Here is a 23899-nt window from a genome sequence, read left to right on the forward strand (position 1 = left end):
AAATCATTCCTTTAAAGAATTCTTTGTTCTTTCAGATAAAAATTCCACATCAGATGCTTTACCTTTTACAATTTTACCACTCTCAATATCCTTTAAAACTAAAGCACCTGCTCCAATAATACAGTCACTTCCTATATTAATATTATTTATTATCGTTGCATTAACCCCTATAAAACAATTATCGCCTATATTACAAAATCCAGATACAACTGCATGAGATGCTACAAAGCAATTATCTCCAAACCTTGAATGATGGCCAATATGATTTCCACTCCATAAGACAGTATTATTACCCAATTCAACAAATGGCTGCACCACGTTGTTTTCAAATATAAAGCAGTGTTCCCCCATCTTTACATTTTTCCATACAAAAGCATGTGAACTAATATATGAGGCTAATTTATATCCTTTATCTTTGCATTCCTTCATTAACCTTGTCCTTAATCTATTTAATTTCTTATAGACTGTCGCAACAAAAACATAATGATTTTCTGGATCATACGATTTTTCTATATCTTCAAGAGGAATGACTGGTAATCCAAGCATTTCTTTATCTTTTAAATAATCTTTTTCAACAGAAAAGGCTACAACCTCATAATCAGAATCATAAGTAAAATATTCATATGCTATTTGCGCAAATGCGCTATCACCAATAATTATTAATTTTTTATTTTTATCCATTTATTTATCCTCCTAAATTAAGGTTTTATAATTAATATATCTTCTCTCCTGTTTGCCATTGGAAGCTTTTTATCCTGAGGAAGTATATAACTGTCAAATCCTGCTAGCCTACACCTTTGAATAATTGACATTACAACCGAGTCATCCATATTTTTTGCCTCAATATTGTTGAATCTTACTATAGGTTGCTCTTTAGTACCTGTGAAATTTTGATGATACTTTATACCTTGATTTGAAGAAAAAAATCTTTTTCTTTTTGATATATTAGGGATATCTCCAATAAGCATTACTCCTAATTCTTTTAAAAGAGTAAGTGAGGTATCAATAAAATTGAATATACTTTGTTCAGTAAATGCATATTGAATTACGCTGTAAGTTATAATACAATCAATTTTTCCTATATAATTTTCTATAAATTTTTCACATGATTTAGGATAATATCCTTTGACTTTTAATACAAAATCATATTCCGGCAGATGATTCAGCATTTCTTCTGAATCAATGAGTATTAACTTATGCTTATTTGTCTTGCAGTATTCAATTAGCATTAAAGTTAAGTTACTACAACCACATCCAATATCTAAAATTGTTTTATTTTTTTCATCTTCTATTCCAAGCTTAGTTATTATGTCATCAAATATAATTTTTTCCTTGTTCTGTCTATATTCAATTGGAAAACCAACTTTTTCAATATCATTTAATTTATCATTTTGGGCTAATTCCTTAAATTTTTCATAACTCAAATTCTCAAATATATCTGATTTTAAGTCCACATTATACCTCTCCTTAAATATTTATCATATATTGCAAAAATGATTCTTCATCATAATATTAAATGTATCTCAAGAATTTTAGTCGTGATTGTGAATTGCAACATATATATAATACTTTCTAATTTATGTTTTTTATCACCATTATAGACCATCCAATAATCTTTTATTAAAAATGCTATTAATATAAAATCAAATAAAAAACAAGTTTATATTCTAAAATTTGCTTTTAAATTTATTCCATGTAAGCTTTAAGTACACTTTCTTACTATCAGCATAGAATATATAGATGAGCCAATTTTTTTATGATATGGAGATGAATAAATGTATAATTGTTCCATGTTTAAATTTTTAAGTATAAATAGCAACTATGGAAATCTAACGCCTATTGAGGAGGTATTTGATGTTCCTTTTGACATAAAACGAATTTATTATATTACTAATGTCCCACAGGGTGTATCAAGAGGTTTTCATGCTCATAGAAGACTTCATCAGGTGCTCATATGTATAAACGGATCTGTAAAAATAAAATTAAAAAATCCTAAGGAAGAATCAGAAGTTATATTAAACGACTCATCTGATGGATTATATATTGGTCCTTACGTTTGGAGAGAAATGTATGATTTTAGTGAGGATGCGATTCTCTTAGTACTTGCATCGGATTATTATAATGAAAATGATTATATACGAAATATTGATTTTTATATGAATGAAGCTGCAACTAGATATTAGGAAGTGATTTTATGAAAATACCTTTTTTAAAACTTGAACGAATGCATGCTGAAATAAGAAATGAAATTTTATCTGCTTTCGAAAAAATATATGATAAAAATATCTTTATTTTAGGAGATAGTGTAACTGCTTTTGAAAGAGAATTTGCTAAATACTGCAATGTCGTCCATTGTATAAGTTGTGGAAATGGATTAGATGCACTTTCAATAATTTTACGAGGATATGATATTGGAGAAGGTGATGAAATTATTGTACCTTCTAACACTTACATTGCAACTTCACTTGCTGTTTCTTATGTTGGTGCTAAAGTTGTTCTGGTAGAACCCGATATTAAAACCTTTAATATAGATGTAAATAAAATTGAAGCTGCTATTACTTCAAGAACGAAAGCAGTTATTGCAGTTCACTTATATGGTAGACCGGCAGAAACAGATAAAATAAAATTATTATGCGAGAAATACAACTTAAAGCTAATTGAAGATGCTGCTCAGGCTCATGGTGCTATATATGGTGGAAAGAAGGCAGGCAATCTTGGTGATGCAGCTGGTTTTAGTTTCTATCCCGGAAAAAATTTAGGTGCATTAGGTGATGGTGGAGCTATCTTAACAAATGATGATATTTTGGCTAAGAATGTCCAAGCTATAAGAAATTATGGATCAACAATTAAATATTATAACGAATATAAAGGAGTTAATTCCAGGCTAGATGAAATACAAGCTGGATTTTTGAGCATAAAGCTTAAGTATCTTGATAAATGGAATTTTGATAGGCAAAAAACTGCTAAACTTTATTTAGATGGAATTAATAATAATAAAATAATTCTTCCATATGTAGACTCTATTCAAGAATCCATATGGCATGTCTTTCCTATAAGAACAGAATTTAGAGATGATCTACAAAGTTATTTGAAAACTAATGGAATTGGCACTTTAATTCATTATCCAGTACCTATTCATCTTCAAAAAGCCTATAAAGATTTAGGATATAAACCAGGCGATTTTAAAGTGGCAGAAGATATATCAAATACCGAATTAAGCTTGCCTTTGTGGTATGGAATGAATAAAAATGAAATTAATTATATAATAGATACTTTAAACAAGTGGTAAATGTCGCGAGAATAAAATTTTTTTCTTTAGTAATATACTAGCAAATGCTCAAAAGGACCTACATTTTTATTTTGTAGATCCTTTTATATAAATACTTAATTATTTTCTTTATTTAATTTACCTTTTATTTGTTTTGCGATTTCATTTGCAGCAATCATACCAGTTTGAAGGGCACCTTGTTGACTTACATGTTTTTGTGATATATGCTCCCCTGCAAAAAATACTCGATTTTCCATTTCAGGAACCGTTACATCATAAGAAAACAGTGTTTTGTCTTCAGGCTTTGATAATGCTCCTGCCGTCCATATATACTGTACATCTGACCAAATCAATGATTTGTAATCAATTACTTTGTCATCAAGGTAATGAGGAGTAAGGCCATGAACTTTTTCTATATACCTTATTACATCATCAATTAATAGTTCTGGACTTTCATTTCCAAGTCTCATTGCTTCCTGACACCAAGTATAACTAGCTAATAATACGCCTGCTTCATTTGGAGTTACTCCAGGTTTTAATACCCATTTACCATATTTATTAACTACAGCTTTAGAGTGATCAGAAGGATAGTAAATTGAAGTTAATGGAAGATCGGTAAACGAGCATCCTCCTATTATCTTTTTTGATGCATTTCCCATTTCCCAAAATCTTTCCTTAAGAAATAGATATATCTTATGTGATGTCTCATTGTTCATTTCATTTATAGCTTGTATTTTTTTTGTTGTAAAAAGAGGTTCTATTTCAATTCTTCTTAAGCCAGAAAATGGTATTGCACATATTACATAATCAAATTCTTCAGATGTTTTTCTATTATCTCTATTATCTGTATATTTAAGTATAATTTTATCTTTTGTAGAATCATTATATATTCCACAAATAGGGAATCCCATTTTTATTTCAATTTTCCCTAATTGTTCTTTACTAATGCCATTATAAGCTTCTTCATTTCTATCACAAAGCGCTTCATATAAAGAATGAGGTAAATTTATCATTCCTTCAGTAATACGATAGTTATATTCAAAATCTGCTGTATAATATTGCTGAAGCATCTCAGTAAGACTTAAATTAAAAAATTGTTCTTTACCTCCCAAGCAGCCAAGCATTGTTATAAAATCCTGACTGACATCCATATTCTTACACGCATTTCTATAACTTAATTTATCTATGTCTATTATACTATCTGAGTATTCTGCTTTTACTTGAATCAATTCCCTTCTTACTTCTGTAGGGAGCGATTTCAAATATTTTTCATATATCTTTCCATAAAATTCAAACCATATTTGTTTTTTCTCTGTTTCACTCAGATTAAATTTAGAATATATATTATTTTCTACACTTTTTCCTTTAGCATCATTTACTGCTCGTTCATTTCTAACATATAACAAAGCATTATCGTTATTATTTACAAAAGGACTTGTATGAAGTTTAAAGAGATTTATATAATGCCAAGTAGTTTCATGAGATATAGGTATACTCATTGGCCCTAATTCACCATAATATTTTTTATTTCTATCAAAATAATGGGTGTATACTCTTCCTCCTATCCTCTGACTTGCTTCAAATAAAGTAATGTTGCATCCTGTCTTTCTAAGTTCAAAGGCAGCAGCTAAACCAGCTTCTCCAGCACCAATTACTGCTACCTTTGTATCTTTAGCTATTCCTATTGGACAAATATTTGTTATATCTTCTGGAGGGCTCATTAAATCAATTATATTCTCTAGATCATCTAATCTATTTTGTAACTTGAGTATATATTCAAGCATGGTATGTCTTTCGCACTCGCCAGGATTATCTATTTGGTAAGGAGAGTTTGAATTATTATAAGAATTCATAACTTTCACATCCTAATATCTTTATTACATATATAATTATATATGTACCGCTTCTTTAGTCTGATGTTATCCTGTTTTATAAATTCTCATTATTGCAACTAATAGTTTTTCTATATCATCAAATGTATTAAAATATCCAGGACTAACTCTTACTGTGCCGGCATATTCTGTACCAATAAGTTCATGTATTAATGGTGCGCAATGGTAACCTGTTCGTACAGCAATTCCCTCTTCATTCAATTGGTCACCAACAATAGAAGCATCAATTCCATCTATATTGAATGAAATTACTGATCCTCTTCTCTTTACAGAATCACTTCCATAGATCTTTATATAAGAAAGTTTTTTCAGTTCTTCCAATAAGTATGATATTAATTCCTTTTCACATTTTTGTATGTTATCTATTCCAATTCGATTAATGAATTTAATACCTTCTCCAAGGCCAGCAATACCAGGTGTATTTAATGTTCCACTTTCAAACTGATCTGGCATGAAGTCTGGTTGAATCATGAAATGAGAATTGCTTCCTGTTCCACCTTCTTTAAAATTTTTTAATTTTATTCCTTCTCTTATAAATAGGCCGCCTGTTCCTTGAGGTCCTAGCAATCCCTTATGTCCTGAAAAAGCCAATAAATCAATATTATTTTCTTCTACATCAATTGGAATGGCTCCAACACTTTGAGATGCGTCTAGCATAAATATAATTCCTTTTGACTTTAAAAGGTTTCCTATGTTTTTGATATCTTGAACACTCCCAAGTACATTGGATACATGATTAATAATGACCATTTTTGTATTTTTATTTATCACCTCTTTAATATCCCTAATATTAACATAACCAGCTTTATCAGCACTTACTAATGTTACTTCAACCCCATTTTCACTTAGAGAGTGCAGTGGCCTTAAAACGGAATTATGTTCGATCACTGTGCTTATAACATGATCTCCTTTTTCTAAAACTCCTTTAATTCCTATATTTAAAGCTTCTGTTGCATTGCTTGTGAAAATCAAATTAAATGGACTAGGAATATTAAATAACTTACATATTTCTTCTCTTGTTTCCATAATTTTCGAAGCCGCTTTTATAGCCATGTCATATGAACTTCTTCCAGGATTAGCAGCATAGCTTTTCATACATTTTAGTACTTCATTATAAACTTCTGATGGTTTTGGAAATGACGTAGCCGCATTATCTAAATAAATCATATAAAGCTCCTTATTAAATATAAGTGTTATACCAATTCAATTGTTCTAATAGACTCTACTAATATTTAACACAATAAATTGTAATGAAATTAGACTCAATAATAAAAAGGATGATTGAAATTTTAGAGTTTACTTTATATTAAGTAATCATTTGTATAATGTAATAATGCATAGTTCTATACAAAATAGAAGAAACATCTAAAAGTAAAATTTCTAATTTCGAAATAATAACAATCATCCTTGTAGACAAAGCTCTTACAAATGATTCTGAAAATCACAATTTAATTTTCTTTAAAAGAACTTAAAAGGTCTATTTTCTAATATTTGTTATAGAACAAGGTTTAATAGAGCTAAAAGAAACTTTTAGAAGATTATCATTTAAAAGAAATATTTGCTAATTGTTCTCGTCAGCATTATCATCACAATCTGGGAACAATGGCTCTAAGTTTTGATCAGGATAGAACTTAGGAATTGGAGCTCGTACAAATTTTTCACATGGGTCTTCCTCTGGTTCTTCTTTACATGGTTCTTTTGGTACTGGACAATAATCATAAGCAGGAATGAGAAGTTGTACAATAAGTTCACATTTTACAACAATGTAGTAACCTAAAGTTATATCTAAAACACTGTCACAATTTTCATCTTCAACTATTTCACCATTTAAAGCTTGAGCAACCATTTCAAGTTTTATTATATTAGAATCTAAATCTTGTGCATCTATAACTGGTACATAACTTGCAGAAATTTGTGCTACAGAATCAGGACAATAGAACTTACCAATTACATCCGTTCTATTAATTTCATATAATTCACTTTTGTTTACACCATTGCAGTCAATATAATCTGCATAAAAAGAAATAATGTAAGAAATGACTATTTTCTTAAAGCCAGGTTTTCCTTTAAGTGGAATCTTATCTACCGATATTAATTTTACATTGAAGTCTCTACTTCCAATATATCTCTTTGGATCTATTAGTGGATCGCTTCTTAATTCGCAATCTGTAGTATTTGTATCAGGACCTTCGCAGTATACAAGACATCTTTTTATTAAGCATTGATCAAAGATTTTAGGTATTTCAACGCAAACTAACTCAGAAGGATCTGGTAAACGTCCTTGTTTATTTACAATACCAGGACGTGGTGAGAATTTTTTGAAGTTAATGGACATAAATTTTCCTCCTCTTGAAAGATTATGATAAATGTAAATTTATTTAGTATTTATAGTACATCATATGTGTGAACATAAAAGTGGTGACATTTAAAAAAAATTTTTTTCATTTAATTAATAACATTACTCATATAAAAATAATTATTTAATCATCTGATATAGATAAAAAATATATAACTTAGGGCTATGCAATGGCTTTGAGTTAATATCTTCACTAGAAATTATAAATATTTTTTCAGAATAAAAATATTTATAATTTCGGTAAGTTCAAAAATGAGCATTATTCTTAAATTACATATATATATGTCGCAATGCATAATACACATTTCACAATTACGGCTAAAATTCTTGCAATATTTTTAGAATTATCCTGAAGAATTATTTTTGCAATATATATAAGTTTAAATTATACCTCTTTAAATCATATATTATAATCTGGATATTTACTCAAGTCTAACTCACTTAACATTGAATTAGCTTTATCCTTTTCAGATAAAATCACATTTTCTATATTTTCTAAAGGCCAATTAACATTTATATCTGGATCGTTCCACATAATTCCGCATTCATACTCTTTTGCATAATAATCTGTACATTTATAATTTAATATAGCTTCATTGGAAATTACTAAAAAACCATGGGCAAAACCTTCTGGAACATAGAACTGTTTCTTGTTTTCTTCACTTAAAACGATTCCTTCCCAGTTACCATAAGTTTTGGAGCCATTTCTTAAATCAACGGCCACATCAAAAACTTCACCTTTTGTTACTCTTATAAGCTTACCTTGACTATGCTCTCTTTGAAAATGAAGCCCTCTTAGAACCCCTTTAACTGACTTAGATTCATTATCTTGAACAAAATTCATATTAAAGCCAGCTGCTTCAAATTGTTTTTTATTGTAATTTTCCATAAAGTAACCTCTATTGTCCCCAAAAACTTTAGGCTCTATTATATAAAGGCCTTTTATTTTGCTTTCGTAAAAACTGAAATTTCCCATATTTACACCTCTAACTTTGTAATACACTTGTTATTATTATATTCATGAACTTCGCCTTCCTCTACCATATCCATTAAATATTTTCCATATCCTGTCTTCATTAATGATTTAGCAAGTTCTATAACTTTTTCTGATGTTATCCAGCCTTTTCTATAAGCAATTTCTTCAAGACACGCTATATATATTCCTTGGGTATTCTGAATTGCATCAACGAAATTAGATGCTTGAAGCATAGATGAATGTGTTCCTGTGTCTAGCCAAGCCATTCCTCTTCCTAGTAGATCAACTTTCAATTTTCCTTCATTCATATAGGCTTTATTTAGATCTGTTATTTCTAGTTCTCCTCTGGCAGAAGGTTCTAACTCTTTAGCCTTTTTGACTACTGTATTATCATAAAAATAGAGACCTGGTACAGCATATTTTGATTTTGGATTTTCTGGTTTTTCTTCTAATGAAATGACTTTGCCGTTAGCATCAAATTCAACCACTCCAAAGGCCTTTGGATTTTGAACATAGTAACCAAATATATATGCTCCACTATCTAGATTAGCCGCTTTCATTAAATGTTCTGAAAAGCTTTGTCCATAGAAAATATTATCTCCAAGTATCATTGCTACATTATCATTACCAATAAACTTTTCACCGATAATGAATGCCTCTGCAAGTCCATTGGGTTTCTCTTGAATAGCATAATCAATATTTAATCCTAACTCTTTTCCATCATTAAATAATTCTCTAAAATTTTTTATATCTCTTGGAGTCGATATAATTAAAATGTCTTTAATTCCCGAAAGCATTAATACTGACATTGGATAATAAATCATTGGTTTGTCATATATTGGCACCATTTGTTTAGATATCGATTTTGTCACTGGATAGAGACGAGTCCCAGAACCGCCTGCTAAAATAATTCCTTTCATTTTAATCCCCCATAATATTCTGATTAATTGTCTAACTTCAGAATAAATTCGTTTATTAATTATGTTATGAAAAAGTATATTATATAGTTACTTTCTAAAATCATAAAATTTAAGTTGTCATTAATGCAATATCCCCCATTTGTAACAAAATATAATACAAATCATACTATGTAATAGCATGGCATACAATGCTATGTTTGTTTATAAAGGGGGTTAAAAAAATTGTGGGATACGATGATTTTTTTGATGAGAATATAGATAACAAAAGAAAATATTCTTCTATTGATAAAAAAAATGACGATAGATATGACTTAGAATGCTTAATGGGATTAATAGATTTTGATAACTGTAAGAGAGGGCCACAAGGACCACAAGGTGCTCAAGGCGCACAAGGTGCTCAAGGAGCACAAGGTGCACAAGGAGCTCAAGGTGCTCAAGGAGCTCAAGGCGCACAAGGTGCTCAAGGTGCTCAAGGCGCACAAGGAGCTCAAGGCGCACAAGGACCACAAGGAGCTCAAGGAGCTCAGGGCGCACAAGGAGCTCAAGGTGCTCAAGGAGCTCAAGGCGCACAAGGTGCTCAAGGTGCTCAAGGCGCACAAGGTGCTCAAGGTGCTCAAGGACCACGAGGATTCCAAGGATCTCAAGGTGCTCAAGGATTCCAAGGACCACAAGGCGCACAAGGTGCTCAAGGTGCTCAAGGAGCACAAGGTGCACAAGGAGCTCAAGGCGCACAAGGAGCTCAAGGTGCTCAAGGAGCTCAAGGAGCTCAAGGTGCACAAGGAGCTCAAGGAGCTCAAGGTGCTCAAGGACCACAAGGTACTCAAGGTGCTCAAGGATTCCAAGGACCACAAGGAGCTCAAGGTGCACAAGGAGCTCAAGGCGCACAAGGAGCTCAGGGTGCTCAGGGAGCTCAAGGTGCTCAAGGTGCTCAGGGAGTTCAAGGCGCACAAGGTGCTCAAGGATCACAAGGTGCTCAGGGCGCACAAGGAGTTCAAGGACCTCAAGGATTACAAGGAACTCAAGGACCACGAGGATTCCAAGGTGCACAAGGTCCACAAGGACCACAAGGTGCTCAAGGATCACAAGGACCACAAGGTACTCAGGGCTTGCAAGGAACACAAGGGCCACGAGGATTCCAAGGTGCACAAGGTCCACAGGGATCACAAGGTGCTCAAGGATTCCAAGGACCACAAGGAGCTCAGGGAGCTCAAGGTGCACAAGGATCACAAGGTGCTCAAGGACTTCAAGGTACTCAAGGAGCTCAAGGACCACAAGGTGGACAGGGATTGCAAGGAACCCAAGGGCCACGAGGATTCCAAGGCGCACAAGGTCCACAGGGATCACAAGGTGCTCAAGGACCACAAGGTGGACAAGGAACTCAGGGACCACAAGGATTCCAAGGAGCTCAAGGACCACAGGGATCACAAGGTGCTCAAGGATTCCAAGGACCTCAAGGTGCTCAGGGTGCTCAAGGATCACAAGGAGCTCAAGGACCTCAAGGAACTCAAGGAACTCAAGGAACTCAAGGAACTCAAGGTGGACAAGGATTACAAGGAACTCAGGGACCACAAGGATTCCAAGGAGCTCAAGGACCTCAAGGAACTCAAGGACTTCAAGGTGCTCAAGGACCTCAAGGGCCTCAAGGATTACAAGGAACTCAAGGACCTCAAGGATTCCAAGGTGCTCAAGGACCTCAAGGCTCGAGAGTAATTAATATTTATCTTAGTTCACAACAATCAATTCCTAATAATTATTTCTTTGGAATAGGTATAGACTCGATTGATTTCCAAGCAAGCAGTGTAGTTGTACCTCAAAACGCTACAATTACTGGGCTAATTTTTAGTATTAGGAATGAGCCTTTGGATTTAAATCAATCTGTAAGTGCAGAGATATATAGAAGCACAAATTGTGGTGTTAATTCTACAGCAACAGGAATCATAGCAACAGTAACAGGACCAAATCCTACAAATTGTTGTGCATCTGTCCCTGCTAATTTATCTGTAAATCAATGCGATTTATTAAGTGTTAGAATTTCTAGAGTTGGTAACACTGCTGATTTAATTAACGGAGTTGCAGCTACTATTATATTAACTTTACCATAAATATCAAAGTCCTAATTAAAAATAGAGTGTTGATAATAAAATCAACACTCTATTCTTAATTGTTTAATTTAGGGACAAAAAACGTAGCTCTGCTAATTTTGCATCAAACTGATTAAGTAAATTCAGATAATAAACAATAGACTTACTTATTGCCTGAATTTATTTGTTTAGTGCAAGATGCTTAAAGTATACTTGGTGCACTATTTTTTATAGTCTTATATTTAAATAGAGTAAAATAAAAGACCAAATATAATTTTATTATTCTGGAATTACAACCAATTTCTCATTGCATGAGGAGCAAAATTTTGCGTACTTAATACATGTTTCCAGTGAATCCGTTGGTTCCATAGGCCACCAACGAATTGATCCCATAGGTGCCTTAGAAGCAAAAAGCTCAATTTCCTCAGGAATACGCCCGACAACCAATACCTCAATATCTTTAAAGTTAGTTTCTAATCCTTTTTTTAGTGTATCTATCAATCTTTTATTTACATTTACAGGAGATGAGTATGGAATTGGAAATATTATTGAAAGTTTATTAGAATTTTCATCAATTATATTCGCTGATTTTAAAGCTAAGTCTCCTTCTTCCCTCTCCCATACACGATTATATGATATAAATTCCTGTAATCCAAGCTCTTCAACTCTTTTGTGAATTCTCTCACTATAATATTTATACAGTTCTCCTATTAAAATTTGAATCTGTTTGTTTCTGGTAAAAGTTGAATTATCTCCATTTTCATTTCTATATTGTATATATAGCAAATCAGGAATACATATATATTTTGTGCAAAGAAATGTTCGAACTAATATATCGTAATCATCTGCAACTAATAGTTCTTCTCTATGACCGCCAATCATATGGTAGCACTCTTTGGTCCATGCCCGAGGATGATTTGGTAATCCAGCTAAATGAAGTATAGTCGTTCCATTTATTACTGTATTTCTTAATACATTTTGCCATCTGTGCATTTCATGAACCCAGACTCGATAATATACACCATATCCATATCCACAATCCCATCCATACCAATTTGAAATATTGCTTCCGACATATGGTTCAGTGCAATCTCCATATACAAATCCACAATCAGGATGACGTTTAAATGCAGCTACAATTTTTTCTAAGCAATCATGTGTTAATTCATCGTCATGATCTACTTCTAATAAAATTTCACCAGTGCATATACCTGCAGCATAGCGTTTTGTAGCACCGATATAGCCGTTGCGGTGATCTTGCCTATATCTTCTTACACGCGGATCATCCAGAATTAGTAAGTCCTGATTGTAAGTGGTATCATTATCACCAGAATCGTCTACAATTATCCATTCCCAATTTGAGTAGGTTTGATTCAAGAGTGAATTATATACGCGTTTAATCTTATCCTTAGATTTGTATGCGGCTGTAAAAATTGACACTAATGGAACATCAGAAGAAAACTTAGTAATTGGTATTTTTTTATTTTCTGGAAGGAGATCTGTACATTTTAGCCAGCAATAGAATAAATGAGATGGTTGAATATCCTTTATTGAATCATAATGCAGCCAGCGTTTTCTTTCATGATATGGTAATGCATATAGTGTTGTAAACTGGTCTGCATCGCCTCCTATTGAAACATATACACGTGGGGCTTTAGGGTTTATTTTTAATGTTGTATTTTCTACTTTGTATAATTCAACTTTTATTCCACTTTCAATAATTTCTTTCAACATTTTTTCAAGTTCATCTAATGAAATTTTTCTATCAACAAACATATGGACTGTTAATAATGGAACATCATTAAAGTGCATTTTTATCCTCCTTTTATTTATTAAGTTAAACTTGCTAAGATCTTTTGTGAATTTATAGATATCCAACGTATATTTAGACTTATGTTAATCAAACAAAATTCAATACATTTTTATTAAGACATCTATTTTAAATAATTTGTTTCCAGATTATATAATAATTACTACTTGCTTTTATCAATGTAAAGAGATTCTGTTATATTATTTTGCTTCAGAATTCAATTAATTATATAATATTATCTTTTTATGAATAAGTTACAGCATCGTTGTATTTCTTATTAATATTAAACACAAAAATAGTCTATGTATATTTTATTAGGATAATCTTTTATAATTATCTTTCATAAAGTACACAGACTATTCAATTGCGTTATTATAATAATAATCGCATGATATTCTTATATTAAGAAAAGTCATATAATTATATTAGATATTTCTAAAGCGTATATACTTAATTGTATTTTTATAGTTATTATTTGTAGCAGATTGAGCCTAGTGTAAACACTACAACAAATTCAATTTTATCTCCACATTTATTTATAGCCTTAAAATGTAAGATATCAGATGGATAACCACAATTAAGCAACTTTTTTAGATTGTGCTTTGGCATAAATATTATACCTGAACTAACTACTTTATAATATCCTAGGCGTCCACAAATAAAAACTTCATCACAAATACATTTTTTATTGCAGCCAGTGTATATTATTTCAAGTGTATCACAGTTTGAAGAACATATTGCACTAGCTGTGAAATATTGTAATTTGTTTGGATAAACATAAATTATTTTATTTTCATTTCCAATGCTAGCTTCTAGATTACAATTTATTTTCATTACTGGAGCTTCACACTTATTAGCACATGATTTATCAGTTTCTTTTTCTTCAATAATCTCTTTTTCTTCAATACCCATAATTTTCCTCCTAGAATTTAGAGTATAACTGTTTATTTCTATAAATTGTTTTTCCTAATTTCATCACTTTATTTATAACTGTTATATTTTATTATATAAACAATTTTTTTAATTGTTACACTTAATCAATCTACTTTGTTATAAACTGCTCATTAGATTTTAATAATTTCATTTAAATTTAGGCTTTTTAACAATAACGTCTACATAAATTACACGAGAATATTGCAACAAAATCATAAGACTCATGACTACACTTATCTGTGGCTGTGAAATGTAAGATATCTTTTTTCTTAGGATCTAATTTGGAATAAGTTTCAGCTATAATCCCAGAGTGCACTATTTTATATACTGCAAGATTTCCACGAATTCCATTATTTGAAGAACATCCATTATATCTAATAGTTACATCTCCACAACATTTTGATACATCAACTGTAAAAAATTGAGATTCGCCTGGAATTAAATAAAGCATTTTATTTATTGTATCGAAATCCACTTTTAGATTACAACTAGCATAAATCTTAGGTTCGCTTCCTTGGAAACAAGTGTCGTGTTTTTTATTTTCCTCTTTCCCAAAATTTTCTACATTTTCTTCTTCATTCAAACAATAGTCACATTCTATATCAAAAAAATCATCATCTACAAAATTCTCGTCATCACATATTTTTTTAGATTCATTTTTATTGTATGTCTCTTTTTCATTATCCATTCTACTTCCTCCAATTACTGGTATTAATGATTTAGCTTATTCTTTAGAAATTTATAATAAAGTAAAATCTGTGGACACTTATAAAAAAAGATACTTAATTAGGTTCTGTATAGAAAGAGAATAAAAAAATATACACCTATTAAAAAAGCACGAAGTGCAATCAAGACCAATTGCCTATTAAAAGAGCATTAAGTCAATTAAAGACTTACTGCATGCAGTCGCCTGCGATTTTTTTATATTCTCTTATATAATAATGTATTAAATATTATTAGAAATGGTACAAAAGGTAATATAAAAACATAATATGTATTAAAATAAAACTTTTTATTACATTGTAGACTAAATTAATTTTAAATTTATAGAATTAATATTTTAGTAGCGATTTATTTTCTTTAGTGAAAGGAAGTGGGATTTTGAAGGATAACGAAACTAAAAAAGAAAATTATGAATTTAATGTACATCCTTGTAACTTCAAAGTTAATATTAAAGAAATAAAGCCTTTTTATGTACACTCACGAAATTATATTTTTTTAGACTTACAAGTATTAGACTGTTATAGTGCTAAAAGCCGTTTAAGGATAAAATCATGTCCTCACAATGGCAAGCTATATTCAGTTGAACCCTCTATTCTTGTATATAAGCCAACAGCTGGATTTTGTGGTTATGATTTAATACAAGTACTGATTGAAGATGAGTTTGGTGGAAGACATATAGAAAATATCATAATTCGTGTAATAAATTAAAGAGTGAGATTTTAAATTAATCTCACTCTTTAACTCCAAAGATAAAAATAAAATTTTATTCATTTGATTCATAATTAGTTATTTCTTTTATTGTATTATCATCATTCATAAAAACAACGGAAGGCTTATATTTTCTAGCTTCATCCTCATTCATTTGTGCGTAAGCTATTATAATAACTTTATCACCAGGTTGTACTAACCTTGCTGCAGCACCATTTAAACAAATAACTCCTGATTCCCTTTTACCCGGAATCACATATGTTTCAAGTCTTGCACCATTATTTATATCAACTATTTGAACTTTTTCGTTTTCTAAGATACCTGCTGCTTCCATTAATGTTTTGTCTATTGTAATGCTTCCTACATAATTTAATTCTGCCTGCGTAACTGTAGCTCTATGTATCTTTCCCTTTAACATTGTAAGTATCATTAAAATTTCCTCCTGAAAATCTGTTTATTTATCTGTTCATAATAATCAAATTAGTATATATTCCTTTTCGGTATCTTCATAGATACTCTCATTAAATTGAACTTATCTTTTGAAGTATATTCCATATCAGAAATGAAGGTCATGCTTTTGTGGAAGCGCTACATTAGAGGATTTAGCTGTAGATATTTCTTTAGTGGAAGTTGTTCCATTTTTGCTTATCCTGAACTCGTTTCAGGATCATGCAGAAATGGTGCAACTCCTGCTATTAGAAATTCACAGCTTAATCCTCAGTAACCTGAACAAATGCATGATCTTTATTTCGGTGGATTTTACGCATAAGTACATTTTCACCTCAAATATCTATATTATTATATTTCAAATGTAAAATTATCTATTAATCTTGTTTTTCCTATATAAACTGCAATTGGAATCAATACATTTCTCTCAATGATTTCAACGCTTTTTAGTGAATCACTATCTACGATTTCTACATAATCTATTTTTGCTAATGGTTCTGAATTTAGTACCTCTTTTATCGAGTTCTTAATATTATTAGCATTTCTTTCACCTTTTCTTAAGGCATCTTTAGCTATTTCTAAACTTCTACTTAATACTAATGCTGCTTTTCTTTCATCTTTAGAAAGATAAGTATTCCTTGAACTTTTTGCTAGTCCGTCTTCTTCACGGATTATAGGGCAAGCAACTATTTCTACATCAATATTTAAATCTCTAACCATTCTTTTTATAACAGCCACTTGTTGAGCATCTTTTTCTCCAAAATAAGCTTTATCCGGAGTAACTATATTTAAAAATTTTGAAACAACTAAACATACTCCATCGAAATGCCCTGGTCTTTTAGCACCGCAAAGTACACTTGTAAGACCCGATACACTAACACTTGTAGATTTATCTCCATAATACATTTCACTTGGTTCTGGATTGAACACTATTGCTGCGCCTGCATTAATACAAAGTTCCAAATCTTTATTTATGTTTCTTGGGTAACTATCAAAATCTTCATTTGGACCAAATTGTGTTGGATTTACAAATACGCTTACAACGACCTTATCATTTTCTTCAACAGCTCTTTTTATAAGACTCTCATGACCTTCATGCAAAGCTCCCATTGTTGGAACATACCCTACAGAAAGCCCCTCTCTCTTCCATGCCTTAATCAAGCTTCTAAGCTCTTTAATCTCTTTAACTAACATTACTGATCCCCCTTCTCATCCTAATACTAAAATTTAGGTTCATTATCACATAAGTATAAACTTACAGTTGAATATCTATATAGATACTACAATCTTAAACTATACTTAGATCATGAAATATCTTCCAAACAAAAGTATATTATTCATTTCGTGAGTTATCGCATAAATCTAAGATTTAGTACAATTTCTTTAATTCATTTTCATCTATTTTAAAAGTGTGTTTTTCTTCTGGGAAATCTCCAGCTTGTACTTCTTTAACATAAGAGCTAATGGCCTCTCTCATAACGTTACCTACATTTGCATATTGTTTTACGAATTTTGGCACAAAGTCATTAAACATGCCTAACATATCTTGATAAACTAAAATTTGACCATCGCAATATTTTCCGGCTCCTATTCCTATCGTTGGAATTGAAACTGCATTTGTTATAAGCTCTGCAACTTTTTCTGGAATTCCCTCAAGAACAATTGAAAATGCTCCTGCTTTCTCAATAAGTACAGCATCATCTATAAGCTGTTTTGCCGCTGCTTCACTCTTCCCTTGAACTTTAAATCCTCCAAAAGCATTTACTGATTGAGGAGTTAATCCTATGTGTCCCATAACTGGTATTTGAGCATCTACAATAGCTTTAATTTGGGCTGCAACATTAGCACCGCCCTCAAGCTTAACAGCATTAGCTCCACCTTCTTTTATTAATCTTCCTGCATTTAAAACTGCTTGTTCGATAGATACATGATATGATAAAAAAGGCATATCACTTACAATAAGAGCATTTTTAGCACCCTTCTTAACAGCTTTTGTATGATAAATGATTTCATCCATAGTAACAGCTAATGTATCTTCTTCCCCTTTAATAACCATGCCAAGAGAATCTCCAATTAAAATCCCGTTAACACCACTTTCATCAATGATTTTTGCCATTGAGTAATCATATGCTGTAAGCATACTTAATCTTCGTTTCTCTTCTTTGGCTTGTTTAAAAGTTAATACTGTATTTTTCACTAATTTACGCCTCCTAAAAACTTATAAATTTCCAAATGCTTTTTTGAATTACTTAATACATTTTCTATTTGACTCTTATTTTTCATGTCATAGAAACATTCTTCTATGTTTTCTGTAATATCTGCATTATTTTTATCTCTCAAGGCCACAAGTTTTAATAGATTAAAAGATAATATCTTATATAAATCTTTATCTTTGTCCTCTAAAACAGAAATATGCTTCTCAATTGTTGTAATATCTCCCCTTGCTATAGGACCTGTTAAAGAATTAACAAACCCTTTTGCATAAATACTATCAATGTTACCCTTTATTAAAGGTTTTAAAGCATTTAAAGCTTCTTCATCATCTAGTCCAAGTTTTTTTAAATAACTCGTTCCTATATCAAGCAAAGATAATGCTAAGTTAGATACAAAAACGCTAGCTAAATGATATGTTGAGGAATCTTCTGCTTTTCTAACAAAGTACTTATTTCCAATAAGCTTAAGTACACTAATAATAGATGAATCTTCTAAAATATCACCTTCAATTGAAAAATATATATCTTCCAATTCTTTCAAGTTTGTTTCTTTACTAGAGAATGCAAATATTGGATGTAGAGAATAAATCATTGCACCAGAATGTTTCGCATTACATAATACATTTGATTTGAGTGAACCACTTGTGTGGCAAATAGATTTGTTATTTAGATCAAATTTTGATAATTCAATATCTATAATTGAAATGATGTCATCAGGAGTTGTAATAAATAATATATCACTATCTTTAATAATATCTTGAATGTTGTTATAAAATTTAGATTTTGTAATATTTGCTGCATCTATGGCATTTAAGTCATCTTTTCCATAAAAACCGCTTAATTCTATCCCTTTATGAGTAAAGTAGCGTCCTAAACTCACGCCTACCTTCCCTGGGCCAATAAATCCAATTTTAATGGTATCACCTCCATATACGTGTGAGTGATACAACATCCTAATTTCAATCTCATTCATTATAGATATGAGTTGTATTATATATAATTAATGCTAAAAAATTTGGTGTAACTCTTTTTCGATACTACCCATTGATATTCTACCACTATGTTTTGATTTTAACAATGATAAATTTTTTTTATTCTTTAGGAATTTATATTCCGGTAAAATCTATGGATAACTTAAAAAGGTTGATTGGATAGTTTGGATATTAAAAAAAGAATAAAAAGAAAATCTTATTCGCCTGCCAAGTTTTTCTCACATGCGTTCGAAAAGGCAGATGTGTGAAAAAGATCTCCGGCTCCACAATCGCCTGCGATTTTTTTATTTAAATACAAAAAAAGCAAGATTACTTTTTAATTCTTGCTTTCTCGTATTTTTATAAAAACTTACATAATTTCCTCTATTGTAATTACATTTTCAAGGCTATGAAGCTTTAAAATGTACTCTGAATGATTAATTTTTTCAGGTAATGTTAAAGTCATTCTAAGCCCAATTATATGATTGTCAAGCTCTTTCGCTTTCTTAAGTTCTAGATTAGAAATTTTTGTTCCATCAAGTTTTATTGCATTCATAAAGTTCGTAACGCCTGCTATATGCTTGAGTTCAGCATATACATCCAATTCGTTAGACTTAGCCCTATAATGTAAATCTGCTTTATGAAGTACTGTTAATACACTTAATAAAAAAAAGCATGAAATAATAGCGCCTTCATAAAAACCAATTCCAATGGCAAGTCCCATACATGCACAGGCCCAAAGACCAGCTGCAGTTGTAAGGCCTTTAACTTCATTACGCCCAACTACTATAATAGTACCTGCTCCTAAAAATCCAATACCACTTATAACTTGAGCACCCATTCTGCTTACATCATCTTGAATGTGTAATATATCTCTCATGTATTGTCCTGTTATCATAATTAAAGTTGCACCAATACAAACTAATATATGAGTTCTAAGACCAGCCGGCCTTTTTTTTCTTCCTCTTTCAAGCCCAATAATCCCTGCACAAATTGTAGCAAGAGTAAGCCTTAAAATTATAGATGCAGTATTAACTTCCCTCAAGTAGTTTGTCAGTTCATTTATTGTATTCTCCATATAACCACCTTCATAATTGCTGGTATCTTATTGTTAATTATAATTAAATAATTCTAAAATTTCATTTTCATTTAACGAATGTATGAATTCTCCTACGGATAAATCATCACCTAAAATCTTATTTATTAGCTCTCTTTTGGAATCCTGTAATTCCACTATTTTTTCTTCTATAGTTCCTTGGGCAATTAACTTAATCACTTCTACTACATTTTTTTGACCAATTCTATGTGCTCTATCAGTTGCTTGATCTTCAACTGCAGGATTCCACCATGGATCAAAATGTATCACTATATCCGCGCTTGTTAAATTCAGCCCCGTACCACCAGCTTTCAAGGATACTAAGAATACAGTGTTTTCACCATTATTAAATTCCTCAACCATCTTCATTCTATTGATTGATGAAACTGATCCATCTAAATATGAAAATAAGAAATTTTTTTCTTTAAGTATTTTGCTTATATTCTTTAATACAGAAGTAAATTGCGAGAATACTAATATTTTATGTCCCTCATCTATACTTTGTTCCAATAATTCAATTAATGCATCAATTTTTCCACTACTTCCCAAGTAATTATCCATAGTTACAGACGGATCTAAACATATCTGACGAAGCTTAGTTATATAAGCCAAAATTTCTATTTTGCTCTTACTAAACTCAAAATCTTCGACTTTCTTTTGAATTAAATCTTTAGTATAGTTAGCATAGGTTTCATATACGACTTTTTGCTCATCACTTAAAGGAACAAGAAGTCTTTTTTCAATTTTATCAGGTAATTCTTTAATTACATTCTTCTTATACCTTCTAAGAATAAATGGTTTTACAAGTCTATTTAACTCTTCAAGAATTTCTGGTCCTTCTTCAAGCCTCCTATGATATCTAGTTACAAATTTCTTCTCATTATATAAATACCCTGGCATTATAAAATCAAATATTGACCATAATTCCATTAATGAATTTTCTATTGGTGTTCCAGTCAACGCAAATCTTATTCTTGCTTTTATTTCCTTGACTGACTTAGAACTTAAAGAAGATTGATTCTTTATGTTTTGAGCCTCATCTAAGATACAGTAATCAAAATTCATATTATATAATTCTATGTCACGTCTCAATAAATTATAGGTAGTCAAGATTACATCATATTCTTTATAGTTATTAATCAATTCTTCTCTTTCTTCTTTTACCCCATTGCAAATAGCAATTTTCATTGATGGAGCAAATTTATTAAATTCATTTTTCCAATTATAGGTTAAAGAAGTAGGTGCAATAATAAGAGTTTTTGAATCTGGCTTTGAAAGCAATAATGTTATTGTTTGCAGTGTCTTTCCAAGTCCCATTTCATCACCAAGTATTCCACCAAACCCTAAGTAATCTAAAGTTCTAAGCCAATTATAGCCTTCTTTTTGATACTTTCTAAGTTTAGCTTGAAGTCCATATGGAGGTTGAAAGGCTTTATCTTTAATGTTACTTAATCTTTCTTTAAGATCCTTAATTTCATCACAACTATTTATATACCTTAACTCTTTGTCTTCTAAATAATCTTCAAGATAAGCTCCCTTGTTAATTGGAACATTAATGAGATTCTCATTTAATTTCTCTTCTAAAAGTAAATTATCTATAAGGGTCAATGATTCTTTCAATGCTTCATCTTCTAGGTCTAAGAATTCTCCATTCTCAAGCTTATAATATTTCAAGTTATCTCTAAAGCTTCTAAGTATTTTTGCAGTTTCTTCTGGAGATATATCAGAAATTTTAAATTCAAACTCAAAATAGTTGAATTTACCTTTTCTAACTTCTCCAACAAAATCTGATTTCTTAATATCTTTTATTCCCTTAAATCTCTCAGAATAAAATACCTCACCATATCTTTGGAGCTTTTCTATTTCATATTTAAAGAATTTAAAAGCCTCATCATCATCTCTTAAAAAGAATAATCTTCCATTGACTTCTTCAAATCCAAGACTTTTTAATACTCCTAAAACTTCATATTCTTTATTAGTATCTCTGTAAATAATTTTATCTTTGTATTCTTCAAAAAAATTAAATTCATGTCCTTCATATGATACCTTAAATAACAACGAAATGTCCTTATCTTTATCAAAATAAAACCTGAAGATTACAGGCGCGATTACAACTTTTTCTCTAATATCCTTAGATAAAACTAAATCATTTGTTACTTTTTGAATCGAAGGTATTAATTCTTTTAAAATTCTACTTTCATTGATCTTATTGAAACTAACTTTGTTAGTAGCATTAAATATTTTTAAATATGGCGATAATCTCTCACATTGTTCTATTGATGGAATGTATATGGAAGTACCAAATAAGAATACATCTTCATCTTGAGTTAATGATTCTGGTATTCCATTAGGAGCTTCTAAAATTATATTGTTATTCTTACTCAATAAAGCAAATGGAATAGGCATATCCCCTTCTATTATTTCAGATTCTAATATTCTATAAAAGAATCCATCGCCTAAAAAAACTCTATTCTTTTTTATAATGTATAAAAATTCTTTAAACATCATATCAGGAATTGTAAGGGTCTTTCCTTCTATAAACTTATCCTGATAACGTCTAAAATTTCTATCATGATCTGCTAAATTTTTTATATTATTCATGAATTTTATTAATCTTCTATCTTCATAAGAAAGACTTTGAGTTTTTATATCAAAAATAAATTCTTTTCCGTACTTAATTGGTACTTTATTATAAACGCATGTCAAAAATTGATTAATATCTTTAACTATATACATCTTATTGCTTTTTCTTAATCCTATTTTAAACTCGATTTGAAGTTTAGAGGACCAATTGTTTTTATTAATAATAACTTCGAATTTTAGCTTTTCCTTATCCGTATCCCCAACAAGTAAAGATAATAAATCATCATTAGAATTCTCCTTAATTCTAGCTTTATTATCTTTAAGAGATAAATTATTATTTAACTTGGTTCTTAACTCTTCATCTTCATCAATATTTCTTAAGAATGTATAAAAAGTAGCTATTATATGTTTACAACAGTAATTATCACGAGAAAATTCGTTTTTCTCAAAGTCTAGACAACTACAATGGGTTCCTATAATTTCTTTAGTCATATTATCAATTTCAAGCTTACACGAATATTCACTTAGAAGGCTTTCTGAAACTACAGTTGAGTTTATTTTTATATAATCTTTATCTACTTTAACATTTATTTCTCTTAACAAATCATTTTTTAGAACACGTTGACCTTTTGTAAGAGATGAATTTGTTATGTTCTTATTAAAACCCTCTAGTAAAATTTGTTTTATCAATGTTTATCACCTGCATTTTTATTTTTAACTTCTTTAATTCTTTTAATTAAATCTACACTGATATATTGGGATTTAGAAACCCCTTTTCTAAAATATCTTATTTGCTTATAGTCACGGCCTTCAATATTTATATCTAATATATCAATTCTTTCAGCATTAAATATAGTAGGTTCATTTTTTCCTTTTAAATATATATGTATTTCCATTTCATTAGGTGAGATTATTTAAATTA

21 protein-coding genes are annotated in these 23899 nt (G+C 30.5%); 4 read left to right on the forward strand and 17 right to left on the reverse strand.

Annotated features, from left to right (window positions below; translation table 11 throughout):
- Positions 1–3: 3 nt before the first annotated feature.
- Together AXY43_RS01095 and AXY43_RS01100 are read right to left on the reverse strand one after the other, a co-directional pair.
- Positions 4–681: an acetyltransferase gene (locus tag AXY43_RS01095; protein WP_017210498.1), complete on the reverse strand. Its 678-nt coding sequence runs from the start codon at positions 679–681 to the stop codon at positions 4–6.
- Between the two features lie 17 nt (positions 682–698).
- Positions 699–1454 carry a class I SAM-dependent methyltransferase gene (locus tag AXY43_RS01100; protein ID WP_017210499.1) on the reverse strand — a complete coding sequence of 252 codons (756 nt, stop codon included), beginning with the start codon at positions 1452–1454 and terminating at the stop codon, positions 699–701.
- A 321-nt stretch (positions 1455–1775) separates the two neighbouring features.
- Here AXY43_RS01100 and AXY43_RS01105 point away from each other — a divergent pair, with 321 nt between their 5' ends.
- Both AXY43_RS01105 and AXY43_RS01110 read left to right on the forward strand, forming a co-directional pair.
- Entirely contained in the window at positions 1776–2183 is a 408-nt protein-coding gene (locus AXY43_RS01105; protein ID WP_012058807.1) for a sugar 3,4-ketoisomerase, read from the forward strand.
- An 11-nt stretch (positions 2184–2194) separates the two neighbouring features.
- On the forward strand, positions 2195–3289 hold the full coding sequence (locus tag AXY43_RS01110) for a DegT/DnrJ/EryC1/StrS family aminotransferase (protein ID WP_105410802.1): 1095 nt from the start codon (positions 2195–2197) through the stop codon (positions 3287–3289).
- Positions 3290–3384: 95 nt separating this feature from the next.
- On the opposite strand, the gene AXY43_RS01115 is transcribed toward AXY43_RS01110, so the two are convergent.
- From AXY43_RS01115 to rfbA, 5 genes are all read right to left on the reverse strand, one after another.
- Positions 3385–5121: a flavin monoamine oxidase family protein gene (locus tag AXY43_RS01115; protein WP_105410803.1), complete on the reverse strand. Its 1737-nt coding sequence runs from the start codon at positions 5119–5121 to the stop codon at positions 3385–3387.
- Positions 5122–5187: 66 nt separating this feature from the next.
- Positions 5188–6327 (reverse strand): aminotransferase class V-fold PLP-dependent enzyme, encoded by a 1140-nt coding sequence (locus AXY43_RS01120; RefSeq protein WP_087701998.1) that lies wholly within the window; start codon positions 6325–6327, stop codon positions 5188–5190.
- A gap of 394 nt (positions 6328–6721) precedes the next feature.
- Positions 6722–7495: a hypothetical protein gene (locus tag AXY43_RS01125; RefSeq protein WP_012058811.1), complete on the reverse strand. Its 774-nt coding sequence runs from the start codon at positions 7493–7495 to the stop codon at positions 6722–6724.
- Positions 7496–7916: 421 nt separating this feature from the next.
- On the reverse strand, positions 7917–8492 hold the full coding sequence (rfbC, locus tag AXY43_RS01130) for a dTDP-4-dehydrorhamnose 3,5-epimerase (protein WP_012058812.1): 576 nt from the start codon (positions 8490–8492) through the stop codon (positions 7917–7919).
- Between the two features lie 2 nt (positions 8493–8494).
- The gene (gene rfbA, locus AXY43_RS01135; protein WP_105410804.1) at positions 8495–9412 is read right to left on the reverse strand and encodes a glucose-1-phosphate thymidylyltransferase RfbA; all 918 of its coding nucleotides are present in this window, start codon (positions 9410–9412) and stop codon (positions 8495–8497) included.
- Positions 9413–9636: 224 nt separating this feature from the next.
- Here rfbA and AXY43_RS01140 point away from each other — a divergent pair, with 224 nt between their 5' ends.
- Positions 9637–11514 (forward strand): collagen-like protein, encoded by a 1878-nt coding sequence (locus AXY43_RS01140; RefSeq protein ID WP_243099146.1) that lies wholly within the window; start codon positions 9637–9639, stop codon positions 11512–11514.
- Positions 11515–11772: 258 nt separating this feature from the next.
- On the opposite strand, the gene AXY43_RS01145 is transcribed toward AXY43_RS01140, so the two are convergent.
- The 3 genes from AXY43_RS01145 to AXY43_RS01155 all read right to left on the reverse strand — a co-directional run bounded on the left by AXY43_RS01145 (position 11773) and on the right by AXY43_RS01155 (position 14924).
- The gene (locus AXY43_RS01145) at positions 11773–13305 is read right to left on the reverse strand and encodes a glycosyltransferase (RefSeq protein ID WP_017210505.1); all 1533 of its coding nucleotides are present in this window, start codon (positions 13303–13305) and stop codon (positions 11773–11775) included.
- Positions 13306–13774: 469 nt separating this feature from the next.
- Positions 13775–14215 (reverse strand): hypothetical protein, encoded by a 441-nt coding sequence (locus AXY43_RS01150; RefSeq protein ID WP_105410806.1) that lies wholly within the window; start codon positions 14213–14215, stop codon positions 13775–13777.
- Between the two features lie 187 nt (positions 14216–14402).
- On the reverse strand, positions 14403–14924 hold the full coding sequence (locus AXY43_RS01155; protein ID WP_105410807.1) for a hypothetical protein: 522 nt from the start codon (positions 14922–14924) through the stop codon (positions 14403–14405).
- Positions 14925–15337: 413 nt separating this feature from the next.
- On the opposite strand from AXY43_RS01155, the gene AXY43_RS01160 reads away from it, so the two are divergent.
- Complete coding sequence (locus AXY43_RS01160) at positions 15338–15667, forward strand: hypothetical protein (protein WP_012058818.1); 330 nt, start codon at positions 15338–15340, stop codon at positions 15665–15667.
- 55 nt (positions 15668–15722) lie between these two features.
- Here AXY43_RS01160 and panD read toward each other — a convergent pair whose 3' ends face one another.
- From panD to AXY43_RS01195, 7 genes are all read right to left on the reverse strand, one after another.
- Positions 15723–16097 (reverse strand): aspartate 1-decarboxylase, encoded by a 375-nt coding sequence (gene panD, locus AXY43_RS01165; protein WP_012058819.1) that lies wholly within the window; start codon positions 16095–16097, stop codon positions 15723–15725.
- 368 nt (positions 16098–16465) lie between these two features.
- Positions 16466–17308, reverse strand: a complete 843-nt coding sequence (gene panC, locus AXY43_RS01170; RefSeq protein WP_012058820.1) for a pantoate--beta-alanine ligase — start codon at positions 17306–17308, stop codon at positions 16466–16468.
- A 175-nt stretch (positions 17309–17483) separates the two neighbouring features.
- On the reverse strand, positions 17484–18311 hold the full coding sequence (panB, locus tag AXY43_RS01175) for a 3-methyl-2-oxobutanoate hydroxymethyltransferase (protein ID WP_039771023.1): 828 nt from the start codon (positions 18309–18311) through the stop codon (positions 17484–17486).
- On the reverse strand, positions 18311–19300 hold the full coding sequence (locus AXY43_RS01180) for a Rossmann-like and DUF2520 domain-containing protein (RefSeq protein WP_039771024.1): 990 nt from the start codon (positions 19298–19300) through the stop codon (positions 18311–18313). Before AXY43_RS01180 ends, panB begins: the two co-directional genes overlap by 1 nt.
- A 368-nt stretch (positions 19301–19668) precedes the next feature.
- Positions 19669–20376, reverse strand: coding sequence for an MgtC/SapB family protein (locus tag AXY43_RS01185; RefSeq protein WP_105410808.1), 708 nt, complete (start codon positions 20374–20376; stop codon positions 19669–19671).
- Positions 20377–20409: 33 nt separating this feature from the next.
- On the reverse strand, positions 20410–23667 hold the full coding sequence (locus tag AXY43_RS01190; RefSeq protein ID WP_105410809.1) for a DEAD/DEAH box helicase: 3258 nt from the start codon (positions 23665–23667) through the stop codon (positions 20410–20412).
- Complete coding sequence (locus AXY43_RS01195) at positions 23664–23873, reverse strand: hypothetical protein (RefSeq protein WP_012058853.1); 210 nt, start codon at positions 23871–23873, stop codon at positions 23664–23666. The genes AXY43_RS01190 and AXY43_RS01195 overlap by 4 nt, the downstream gene beginning before the upstream one ends.
- Between the last annotated feature and the right edge of the window lie 26 nt (positions 23874–23899).

The organism is Clostridium sp. MF28 (genome assembly GCF_002969175.1).
GTDB classification, from domain to species: Bacteria; Bacillota; Clostridia; order Clostridiales; family Clostridiaceae; genus Clostridium; species Clostridium beijerinckii.